The 10,230-nt window shown below is 50.3% G+C and carries 13 protein-coding genes; 3 read left to right on the forward strand and 10 right to left on the reverse strand.

The window, feature by feature from the left end:
* Positions 1 to 432: 432 nt before the first annotated feature.
* From rpoS to TW77_RS22980, 10 genes are all read right to left on the reverse strand, one after another.
* On the reverse strand, positions 433 to 1,416 hold the full coding sequence (gene rpoS / locus TW77_RS22935) for an RNA polymerase sigma factor RpoS (RefSeq protein ID WP_046007307.1): 984 nt from the start codon (positions 1,414 to 1,416) through the stop codon (positions 433 to 435).
* Positions 1,417 to 1,471: 55 nt separating this feature from the next.
* The gene (locus tag TW77_RS22940) at positions 1,472 to 2,296 is read right to left on the reverse strand and encodes a peptidoglycan DD-metalloendopeptidase family protein (protein WP_046007295.1); all 825 of its coding nucleotides are present in this window, start codon (positions 2,294 to 2,296) and stop codon (positions 1,472 to 1,474) included.
* 80 nt (positions 2,297 to 2,376) lie between these two features.
* Positions 2,377 to 3,015 (reverse strand): protein-L-isoaspartate(D-aspartate) O-methyltransferase, encoded by a 639-nt coding sequence (locus TW77_RS22945; protein ID WP_046007296.1) that lies wholly within the window; start codon positions 3,013 to 3,015, stop codon positions 2,377 to 2,379.
* Positions 3,016 to 3,020: 5 nt separating this feature from the next.
* Positions 3,021 to 3,770, reverse strand: a complete 750-nt coding sequence (gene surE, locus TW77_RS22950; RefSeq protein ID WP_046007297.1) for a 5'/3'-nucleotidase SurE — start codon at positions 3,768 to 3,770, stop codon at positions 3,021 to 3,023.
* Positions 3,751 to 4,815: a tRNA pseudouridine(13) synthase TruD gene (truD, locus tag TW77_RS22955; RefSeq protein WP_046007298.1), complete on the reverse strand. Its 1,065-nt coding sequence runs from the start codon at positions 4,813 to 4,815 to the stop codon at positions 3,751 to 3,753. The genes surE and truD overlap by 20 nt, the downstream gene beginning before the upstream one ends.
* Before the next feature lies 1 nt (position 4,816).
* Positions 4,817 to 5,296: a 2-C-methyl-D-erythritol 2,4-cyclodiphosphate synthase gene (gene ispF / locus TW77_RS22960; RefSeq protein WP_046007299.1), complete on the reverse strand. Its 480-nt coding sequence runs from the start codon at positions 5,294 to 5,296 to the stop codon at positions 4,817 to 4,819.
* Entirely contained in the window at positions 5,293 to 5,994 is a 702-nt protein-coding gene (gene ispD / locus TW77_RS22965; RefSeq protein ID WP_046007300.1) for a 2-C-methyl-D-erythritol 4-phosphate cytidylyltransferase, read from the reverse strand. Before ispD ends, ispF begins: the two co-directional genes overlap by 4 nt.
* Positions 5,984 to 6,268 carry a cell division protein FtsB gene (gene ftsB, locus TW77_RS22970; RefSeq protein ID WP_046007301.1) on the reverse strand — a complete coding sequence of 95 codons (285 nt, stop codon included), beginning with the start codon at positions 6,266 to 6,268 and terminating at the stop codon, positions 5,984 to 5,986. The genes ispD and ftsB overlap by 11 nt, the downstream gene beginning before the upstream one ends.
* Positions 6,269 to 6,321: 53 nt before the next feature.
* Complete coding sequence (locus TW77_RS22975; protein WP_046007302.1) at positions 6,322 to 6,969, reverse strand: hypothetical protein; 648 nt, start codon at positions 6,967 to 6,969, stop codon at positions 6,322 to 6,324.
* A gap of 93 nt (positions 6,970 to 7,062) precedes the next feature.
* The gene (locus TW77_RS22980; protein WP_046007303.1) at positions 7,063 to 7,545 is read right to left on the reverse strand and encodes a DUF2947 domain-containing protein; all 483 of its coding nucleotides are present in this window, start codon (positions 7,543 to 7,545) and stop codon (positions 7,063 to 7,065) included.
* A gap of 54 nt (positions 7,546 to 7,599) precedes the next feature.
* Here TW77_RS22980 and TW77_RS22985 point away from each other — a divergent pair, with 54 nt between their 5' ends.
* The 3 genes from TW77_RS22985 (at position 7,600) to TW77_RS22995 (ending at position 9,920) form a co-directional block, all read left to right on the forward strand.
* Positions 7,600 to 7,824 (forward strand): DUF1653 domain-containing protein, encoded by a 225-nt coding sequence (locus TW77_RS22985; RefSeq protein ID WP_046007304.1) that lies wholly within the window; start codon positions 7,600 to 7,602, stop codon positions 7,822 to 7,824.
* 75 nt (positions 7,825 to 7,899) lie between these two features.
* On the forward strand, positions 7,900 to 8,733 hold the full coding sequence (locus TW77_RS22990; RefSeq protein ID WP_046007305.1) for an AAA family ATPase: 834 nt from the start codon (positions 7,900 to 7,902) through the stop codon (positions 8,731 to 8,733).
* A 2-nt stretch (positions 8,734 to 8,735) separates the two neighbouring features.
* The gene (locus TW77_RS22995; RefSeq protein WP_046007306.1) at positions 8,736 to 9,920 is read left to right on the forward strand and encodes a vWA domain-containing protein; all 1,185 of its coding nucleotides are present in this window, start codon (positions 8,736 to 8,738) and stop codon (positions 9,918 to 9,920) included.
* The last annotated feature ends 310 nt before the right edge of the window (positions 9,921 to 10,230 follow it).

The raw sequence follows: 10,230 nt of genomic DNA on the forward strand, positions 1-10,230 counted from the left end.
TATGTCGATGCGGTGCAAATAGCTGGCTTTCTGAGTGGTCTGCTAATAGTTCCCGGCTCGCTGGCCGGGATGACGGTGTTGTATGTCGATGTGGTGCAAATAGCTAGCTTTCTGAATGGCCTGCCGGTAGTTCCCGGCTCGCTGGCCGGGATGACTGAGTTTTAGGGAGAGGAATGTCATGTGCTGCGTACAGAGCGAATTATCGTCTATACATATACGGCGCCCCGTGTGAAACGCGCACTCAAAATCGTCAGGCTCAGCTTTTTCTCGCAATGTCACCAAACTATGAAAGATAAAGTAATAACAGGGAGTGTGTTGGAGAGATGCGCGAGTCACTCAAACAACGGAATGACTCTACGAGTATGTTTCTGGCAGCGCGACACTAATTCAGCTAATAAAATGAGACAATAAAAACCTGCGCTGCACCTTTGCTTACATTTGTTCAAACAAGCTGTCGGTACTTAACCCCTCGTGTTGCAGAATGTCTTTTAAGCGACGCAGTGCTTCTACCTGAATTTGACGCACACGCTCACGTGTTAAGCCAATTTCACGACCTACATCTTCCAGCGTTGATGGCTCGTAACCCAGTAAGCCAAAGCGACGTGCCAGGACTTCTCTTTGTTTCGGGTTTAACTCACCTAACCAGTCGACAATATGTCGGTTAATGTCTTTGTTCTGAACTTCGCTTTCCGGCTCATAGCCCCGCTCGTCCGCAATAATGTCGAGCAATGCCTTGTCATTATCGCCACCTATCGGCGTATCCACTGAAGTGATTTTTTCGTTCAGACGCAACATCTTACTAACATCTTCAACCGGTCTGTCGAGCGATTCTGCAATTTCTTCGGCAGTTGGCTCGTGGTCCAGTTTTTGCGTCAGCTCACGTGCTGTACGAAGGTACACATTAAGCTCTTTAACCACATGGATAGGTAAACGAATGGTGCGCGTCTGGTTCATAATGGCCCGTTCAATGGTCTGACGGATCCACCAAGTTGCATAAGTAGAAAAACGGAAACCCCGTTCCGGATCAAATTTCTCAACCGCCCGGATCAAGCCCAGATTACCTTCTTCGATCAAATCAAGTAATGCCAGTCCTCGATTGTTGTAACGCCGCGCAATTTTTACCACCAGACGCAGGTTACTTTCGATCATACGCTTTCGTGAAGCCTCGCAGCCTCTAAGCGCTTTTCGTGCAAAGTACACTTCTTCTTCCGCACTGAGCAGTGGCGAAAAGCCAATTTCTCCCAGATACAACTGAGTTGCATCTAAATTCTTAACGCTGTCGTCCTTGGCGAAAAGCTCTTCATCATTTTCAATGTCTTCGAGTAGCTCCGATTTGGGCTCCTCGACTGAAACATCATCAAACTTCTCGTCCAACTCTGGATTTACTTTACTATTCAATTTTGCTGTTTGAGCCATAAGCATCCCCCCAAGCGAATAAGTGACAGTCTTCCATCATTACGTCGATAGGCTATTATTTAGGCAAATACCTACTAGGATTTACGGCCTGTCCGCGATAACGGATCTCGAACCGTAACGCAACAGATGATGCGTCTGTATCTCCCATTTCGGCAATTTTTTGCCCGGCTTTAACTTGCTGCTGCTCTCTTACTAGCAATTTGGAATTGTGAGCGTACGCGCTAAGATAATCATCGGTGTGTTTCAGAATGATTAAATTGCCGTAACCCCGTAATGCGCTCCCTGCGTATACAACAACGCCATTTGCCGCAGCCTTAACAGATGTTCCCTTTTTATTTGTAATCTGAATTCCCTTATAGCCGTTTTCTTTGACAGAAAAACGTCGGGTCACCTTACCAACTGCGGGCCAGCGCCATCGTACCTTATTATTTGACAACTGTTTGGTATGACTGGATTTTTCGCTGGCTTGCTTTTGAACATACTCTCGTTGCTTAGGTCGATCAAGCTCTTTTTTCGGTGTTATGTTATTTTTTTGTTCTTTATTGGTTAATTTTACGGTTTTATTCGGCTGCTTTTTGGACGATTTATACTTCTTTTTCGGATATTCTAATAAGATGAGTTGACCGGGGAAAATGGTGTAAGGAGGCTTAATTTTATTGATTTTGGCAACAGTTCTGACATCCTTATTTGCACTAAAAGCAATAGCAAATAATGTGTCACCTTTTTTAACCTTATATTGATTATTTTTTATTTGAATTTTTTGTTTATAACTGGTCTTACCTTTGGAGAGATTAACAACTGGGGCTGGGGAATGTGGCGTCGTACACGCGGCCAGAAAATAGCACAATAGCAATAGAGTATTGATGCGCGCCCGATTCATGCCTTGATTACTTTCCGCTTGTTAATTCGACCATCCACTTTAGCATACTCAACTGGATTTTCTCGCCTTTTTTGTCACTTCTAGCTAAGTGCGCCCGGCACCAGGGGCACAAAACGCACCTCGGCTAGCTTATTTTCAATGAACTGCTGGCCTTGTCGCTGGTACAGAGTGAGTACCTGATATTGTTCACCGACCGGGATCACCATCACGCCGCCATCCGCTAACTGCGCTAGTAACGCTTGCGGCACCTGCGCTGCCGCCGCTGTCACTATGATGCCATCATACGGGCCTTTAGACGCCCAGCCCTGCCAGCCATCACCATGCTTCATGGCAACATTGTATAAGTCCAGCATATGCAAACGGCGCTTGGCCTGCCACTGCAAGGCTTTGATCCGCTCTATGCTGTACACCTCGTCGAACAGTTGGGCCAGCACTGCGGTTTGATAGCCTGAGCCTGTACCAACCTCCAGGACTTTTTTGCGCACCCCGGCCTGACGCAGCAGCTCGGTCATTCTCGCCACCACCAGCGGCTGAGAAATGGTCTGCCCCTGGCCAATCGGCAGCGCCGTGTTCTCGTAGGATTTATGCTGCAATACCGTATCAACAAACAGGTGCCGGGGCGTGATCTCCAGGCAGTTTAATACCTCAGGGTCGCTGATCCCATGGCGACCCAAAGTCGCAACCAGAGCCTCAGCGCTGCGTTTGTAGTTTTTGAGCAACGTGCTTACTCCTGCGCGGCTATCCAGCTTGACAATGAATCCAGGCTTTCATGTGCTGTCATGTCTACTTTCAGAGGCGTGATGGCGGCATACCCCTGCTTCACCGCATAGAAGTCTGTGCCTTCGCCAGCATCCAGCTCCTGACCCAATGAGCCATACCAGTATACATCCCGATTCCAGGGATCCAGTTGTCGGGTCATAGTTTCGGCTTTGTGTCTGGCGCCCAGGCGAGTGACCTGCATGCCTTTGAGATCAGACAGCGGAATATCCGGCACATTGATATTGATGATCTGATCTTTGGGCAGCGGGTGGCTTTTCAGTGCTTTGATCAGTTTAACCGTGACTGCCGCGGCGGTTTCGTAATGGGCTTCGCGTTTTGAGCACAATGATACGGCAATGGCGGGCAAGCCAAGATGACGCCCTTCTGTGGCCGCCGCCACTGTGCCGGAATAAAGGGTATCGTCGCCCAGGTTAGCACCATTATTAATGCCAGCCACGACCAAATCCGGTGCTTCGTCCAGCAGCTGGTTCACCCCCAGGTGGACACAGTCGGTGGGTGTTCCATTCACGCTTATAAAGCCGTTTTCCAGCGGGGTTGCCCGCAATGGGTTCAGCAATGTCAGTGAGTTACTCGCGCCGCTGCAATTGCGATCAGGTGCTATCACCACAACTTCTGCAATTTCGCACAAAGCTTGGTAGAGCACTTCAATGCCTTTTGCATGGACTCCGTCATCGTTACTGAGCAGGATCTTCATCTTGATTGCTTCCTTTTTTATCATAATTGCGATGGCTGACATCTTCATGATGCACCAGCTCACGCAGTATCGCGGTGGCATAGCACCCTTTTGGTAAATCAAAACTAAGCTGAACTGTGGTCGCGTCGAGTGTTTTCACCGTCAGGTTTTCGGGGATCACTCTAAGCGCTCGGCGCTCGTTTTTAAGCCCCAACGCACCCAGCCCCTGCCACCAATCGGCAAAGGGTTTGAGCCACTCTATCTCAAGCGCAGTGAGCCCTTTTTCGCCTTTGCCAAGCATCGGCGCCGATAACACAATGTCTGCCTCGAGCAGCCGGACTATCAGCTCATCGCTGATGTCTTCTTCAAAAAACGCATTACTGCCACTGAGCATAAAGACTTCGCGATGCCAGGTTTTTGCCAGGCCGTGTTCAGCAACCCGCCTTGAAACCAGCTGATTAAAAATGTGCGAGCGCGCAGCCGAAATAACCAGCCCTCGTAGTTTTTTATCACGGATCCGCTCTCCATCAAACAGCCTTTGCGCCATTTCCAGGTTATAGCCATCATGTCCAAAGCGTTGCTCACCAAAATAGTTGGGCACGCCCTGACGCACGGCATTCACTCGTGACAGCAGATCCAGCGGTTCACTGACATTACGTAATGTGATGGTAAAACGATTACCTTTATGACACCCGGTGCGTAATTTTCGGTTGTGACGAACCTGCTTTAGCACAAACAGGCTGTCGCAGTTGAGCGTGCTGAAATCAAGCTCCTGCTTGATTGGTACCGGAACACTAAACCACTGAGTACACACCCCGTGACGGTCTTTCAGTCCGCCGTAGCTGACATCCCTGGGGGCGACGCCGGCAAACGCGGCCAGCTTACGGGCGATAAAAGCGGTGTTTTCGCCTTTTTTAACTATCTGCAGGCAAACGTGTTCGCCTTCGCCGGTAAAGTCAATGTCGAGGATCTCGTCGACCATGAAATCTTCCGGCTGAGACTTAAACTCAGCCCGCGCTAATGGCTCACCGTAAAGGTAATTCAGATCAGATACAGAGGTTTTCACACTAGGCCACCTTCGTCAGCAACACCACGGCATGGCTGGATATGCCCTCTTTGCGCCCTTCAAAGCCCAGTTTTTCGGTGGTGGTGGCTTTAACATTGACCTGGCCAATATCGGCGTTACAGTCTGCCGCCAGGTTGGCGCGCATAGCATCAATGTGCGGACGCATTTTTGGTGCCTGTGCCACAATCGTGACGTCCAGATTACCAAGCTGATAACCCAGTTCGCTGACCTGCTCCATCACAGAGCGCAGCAGGATCCGGCTGTCGATGTTTTCAAACTCAGCGGCAGTATCAGGAAAGTGCTTGCCAATGTCGCCCAGTGCCAGTGCCCCGAGTAAGGCATCGCACACGGCATGAATGGCCACATCACCGTCGGAATGTGCAATAAACCCCTGGCTATAGGGGATCTTTTCGCCACAAATGGTTAGCGGGCCTTCGCCACCGAACTTATGAACATCAAACCCGTGACCTATGCGTATCATAGTGACCTCGCTTTGCTTTGTTGTGACATCAGAAAACTGGCCAATGCGTAGTCTTCTGGTGTGGTAATTTTAATATTGTCTGAGCGGCCGCTGACTAACCGTACGGATTGCCCGGCCTGCTCGATGGCAGATGCCTCATCGGTCACCTGTAACTTGTTTTGCCGTGCCTGCTGTAATGCAGTGAGTAGTTGCTGATAAGGGAAGAACTGCGGCGTTAACGCTTGCCACAAGGTCTCTCTTGGCACCGTCTCTTCGCTGTGGCTGGTGCCGCGCTTGATGGTATCTTTGACTTTACTCGCCAGGATACCTCCTTCCTGATGTGTTAAGCATTGCTCAATCAGATTGGTGATATCGCTGACCTCTACCAGCGGGCGCGCAGCATCATGGACCAGCACCCAATCAGGTGGGGTATTTTGCATGGCCAGTAAAGCGTTTAGTACGGAGTCGGCGCGCTCCTGCCCGCCCGTCACCCGGGTAACAGCCAGCGCACTTAAATCAAGCTCTGCAAAATAGCCATCGGTTTCACTCACCGCGACATAGATTTTATCCAGCCTGGGCACCTTCGCCAGTTTGCTGAGCGTATGCTCAAGCACGGTTTTATCGCCAATTTTCAGGTATTGCTTGGGGTGATTCAGCCCCATTCTGGCCCCTACGCCGGCAGCAGGTACAACCGCTGCAATGGTTATGTTATTCATCATGCTTCTTTGGTAATACGCGGATAAAGGTTTCGTTGGGTTTGATCATCCCCAGCTCATGGCGAGCGCGCTCTTCGACCCCTTCAAGGCCGAGCTTAAGATCTTCGATATCAGCTTTTAGTAATTTATTTCGCTTTGCCAGGTCGGCATTGGCGGCCTGATGTTTATCGACCGCCGCTTTGATGCGTCTGAAATCTTCCAGGCCATTATGCCCGAACCACAGATTGTATTGGGTGTATGCACACAGACATAGCAATGCAAGTTGGAAATATCGCATCAGGGCTACCTTAATTGCTTTACAGGATCATGCATTGCCCCAGGCAATGTGCACTACTTGCGTTGTTGTTTTTTCCTGACGTTTGGCCAGTTTATACTGCTCGCCAGTAACATTTCACGTAATCCCAGTGTTCTGGGTGGCAACATTTTATGATATTGCCAGCGGTGACCACAACAGGCAGCCGTCATTAATGCTTTACTGGGTTTGAGTAAATAGCGTGTTGCTGGCAATTGGGCATACTCATCATCACCGTGCGCTTTGCCTGAGTTATCAAACCAGCCAAACTGATTGCAATGCCAAAGGCCGTCACGGCTCTGGTCGAGCGTGTCTAAATACAGGCTGGTAATCCCGCCATCAACAACCAGCACCGGCACCACTAACCCTACCGTCGCCTGGTTGGCGTAATAAGCCTGGGTTTGCTCAGCTTGCCACTGAGGGCATTTGCCTTGCTTAGCCAGCCAGCAGCCATTGTGGCTGTCAAGCTCAAGGGGCACCTCGCCAAGCACAATGTGCGTGGCGGCTCGCTCTACGTAATAAGGCAGGCTGTTTAAGCGCCTTTGCAACCGCGCCGGGTCGGGCTCTGCCGATAAGCCGGGTATTTCACGCGCATAAAAGACATTCGCCAGCTCAGCATACGCCAGCCGGGTTGCTTCATCCTGCCATATCGTGCTTTGTTGCTTAGTGTGACCTGGACCGTTCAAAATGCCTCCTTTACACAGAGGTTATATCACGACCACACGGTTAAATATAGCGCACTAACATGAAAGCCATCGATATCAGGCTGACAAGCACAACTACGGGTTTTTAGGTCGCTTGCCGAGTCTGGCTTCTCCGGATTCACTGAACATCACTGCCGTATCACGCTTTTTACCCAGCAGCAGGCTGCCATCGGCCAGAAACATAAAGTTCTGCCAGGTGCGCTTAAATACATCAAACTGAGTTTCAATGATCAGCTCACGCGACATACAAAAGTACACTGTGGTGTTGTCTTCCCAGTTAAGGAAATCACAAATGGTGTCTGGCAGGGTGGCTTCACCCGCTTCCCATGGTCCTTCCCAATCCAGGCTTTCATGCCAGTTTTCTTCTTTACCTGGCCAGTCATGGGGCGTAAAAAAGTCGGGGTGATCCTGCTCACGACTGACCATAGTGGTCCACAGCACCGCAGCACGTTGCTCTGTCATCGGCTTGATCCGAGCCAGATCGGCCTCCTCAATGGGCAAGTCCTGATGACGAAACACCCAGGCTTTCTTGAACGCATCGAGCGCAATATAATTCATGTCAGATACCTATTAATTAAAACCCCGACATTATACCCAATTGGAGCAACGACCGTGAGCAAAGAACTTAAACCCGGCATTTACCAGCATTACAAAGGTCCTAAATATCAGGTGCTGTTTGTCGCCACCCACAGTGAAACCGAAGAAGCGATGGTGGTATACCAGACCTTGTATGGCAACTTTGATCATTGGGTGAGACCGCTCAGCATGTTCTGTGAAACGGTTGAAGTAGGTGGTCAGCAGCGCCCACGTTTCGCATATCTGGGGGCCGCCGAATGACGCATATTTGCACTGCCCGACTGCGCTGTGGCACACTGAGCCCCTACTACTCATCAGACCAGAGTTAAGAAGTTTATGTTTAAAGGTACCGAGTCTTATATTGCCAGCACCGCGCTGCAACAGGCTGTGAATGCTGCCGTGCTCCTGGAAAAGCCACTTTTGATCAAAGGGGAGCCTGGCACGGGAAAAACCCTGCTGGCCGAAGAGCTGGCCAAAAGCCTGGATACAGAGCTCATTCAGTGGCACATCAAATCGACCACCAAAGCGCAGCAAGGCCTGTACGAATACGATGCGGTATCGCGTCTGCGCGACAGCCAGCTGGGTGATGCCCGGGTGCACGATATTGGCAACTACATCATTAAGGGCAAGCTGTGGCAGGCCTTTACTCAGGCGAAACGCCCTGTCCTGCTGATCGACGAAATCGATAAGGCAGACATTGAGTTCCCCAACGATCTGCTGCTTGAGTTAGACCGCATGGAGTTTCACGTGTACGAAACCGGTGAGCAGGTTAAAGCTCAGGTTCGCCCTATTGTGATCATCACCTCCAACAACGAAAAAGAACTCCCCGATGCATTTCTACGTCGTTGCTTCTTCCACTATATCGACTTCCCGGACAAAGAAGAGATGCAGGCGATCATCGATGTGCACTTCCCGGCAATTAAGCCCCGCCTGGTAAAACAAGCGCTGGAAGTGTTTTTTGAATTACGCAGCGTGGCCGGGTTGAAGAAAAAGCCCAGCACCAGTGAGCTGCTCGATTGGCTTAAACTACTACTGGCAGAAGACATTGACCCCGAAACACTGCAAGACCGCAGCCACAAAGGGGGATTAATGCCCATGTTTGGCGCACTGCTGAAAAATGAGCAGGATGTGACCTTGCTTGAGAAGCTGGCTTTTTTAGGTAAGCGCTGATCATGTTGATCGACTTTTTATTCACGCTCAGGCGCTACGGGGTCAAAGCCAGCCTGCGGGAGCTGCTGGACTGCCTCAATGCGCTCGATAAAGGCGTGTGTTTTGCCGACATCGACGGGTTTTATCATCTGGCCAAAACCATCTTTGTCAAAGATGAAACCCAGTTCGATAAGTTTGACCGCGCCTTTGCCGATTACTTTGAAGGGGTGGAGTCTCTGGATCTGTTCAGCCAGTTGCAGCAAAACGTCCTGCCACAGGACTGGTTGCGCAAAGAATTTGAAAAGCACCTGAGTGAAGAAGAAAAAGCTAAGCTTAAAGCGCTCGGTGGACTCGATAAGTTACTGGACACCCTGAAGCAACGGCTCGCCGAGCAGCAAAAGCGCCATGCCGGTGGCAACAAATGGGTAGGCACCGGTGGTACCTCGCCTTTTGGGGCGTACGGTTATAACCCGGAAGGTGTGCGGATTGGCCAGGATGGCAGCCGTCACCGCCGTGCAGTCAAAGTCTGGGATAAACGCCAATACCGTAACTTAGATGCCGACAGTGACATCAGTAATCGCACTATCAAGCTGGCGCTTAAGCAGTTGCGAAAATTTGCCCGCAGCGGCGCCAGCGATCAACTCGATCTGAACGAAACCATCCGCGCTACGGCTAAGCAAGGCGGTATGCTGGATGTGAAAATGGCGCCTGAGCGGCACAATGCCGTCAACGTCATCATGTTATTCGATATCGGCGGATCTATGGATGATCATATTCAGATCTGTGAACAGCTGTTCAGCGCCGCACACAGCGAGTTTAAACACCTGGAGTTTTTCTACTTTCATAACTGTGTGTACGAGCATGTCTGGCAGGATAACGACAGGCTGGATAACACCTTGCTCGATACCCATCAACTGATCAACCGCTTTGGCCGGGACTATCGACTGATCTTTGTCGGCGATGCCACCATGGGTCCCTATGAAATAGCCTATCCCGGCGGCAGTGTTGAACACTGGAATCAGGAAGCCGGTTCAGTGTGGTTGCAAAGACTCACTCAGCATTTTGATAAAGTCGCCTGGCTCAATCCCCAGCCAAAAACACACTGGCCCTACTACCAGTCTATTGGCCTGATCTATGAGCTGATGGCAGGTCGCATGTTTCCGTTAACTTTAGATGGGCTTAGCGAAGCAATTAAAGAGCTCAGTTAATGAAAGTGCAAAGTACAATGACAGCGAGCAACGCGAGTACATTTACTTTGCGCAAGGGTGATGAGAAACCTAAGCAACGCTTCGCAGTTCGAAGAGGTGAGCGCAGGGACCCATATGGATGTGGGGAAGTAGAATAATGCAGGAGCAATTATCGAGATGCGCGATGGGACCCAGCTTCATGGATGAATAGACAACACCGCTCTGTCTACAACTTTTTCTAATCGCACATAGCAAAAAACCCGCTGCATTGCTGCAACGGGTTTCTCTTATAAGGCCCGGGGGCGCCGAGCCTGGCGATGTCCTACTTTCA

Origin of the sequence: Pseudoalteromonas rubra (genome assembly GCF_000967655.1) — a bacterium.
GTDB classification, from domain to species: Bacteria; Pseudomonadota; Gammaproteobacteria; order Enterobacterales; family Alteromonadaceae; genus Pseudoalteromonas; species Pseudoalteromonas rubra_A.

Coding starts and splice junctions, on each gene's coding strand:
- rpoS (WP_046007307.1), bottom strand. CDS start 1,416: ATGGCTCAAACAGCAAAATTGAATAGTAAAGTAAATCCAGAGTTGGAC.
- TW77_RS22940 (WP_046007295.1), bottom strand. CDS start 2,296: ATGAATCGGGCGCGCATCAATACTCTATTGCTATTGTGCTATTTTCTG.
- surE (WP_046007297.1), bottom strand. CDS start 3,770: ATGAAGATCCTGCTCAGTAACGATGACGGAGTCCATGCAAAAGGCATT.
- ispF (WP_046007299.1), bottom strand. CDS start 5,296: ATGATACGCATAGGTCACGGGTTTGATGTTCATAAGTTCGGTGGCGAA.
- ispD (WP_046007300.1), bottom strand. CDS start 5,994: ATGATGAATAACATAACCATTGCAGCGGTTGTACCTGCTGCCGGCGTA.
- ftsB (WP_046007301.1), bottom strand. CDS start 6,268: ATGCGATATTTCCAACTTGCATTGCTATGTCTGTGTGCATACACCCAA.
- TW77_RS22980 (WP_046007303.1), bottom strand. CDS start 7,545: ATGAATTATATTGCGCTCGATGCGTTCAAGAAAGCCTGGGTGTTTCGT.
- TW77_RS22990 (WP_046007305.1), top strand. CDS start 7,900: ATGTTTAAAGGTACCGAGTCTTATATTGCCAGCACCGCGCTGCAACAG.
- TW77_RS22995 (WP_046007306.1), top strand. CDS start 8,736: ATGTTGATCGACTTTTTATTCACGCTCAGGCGCTACGGGGTCAAAGCC.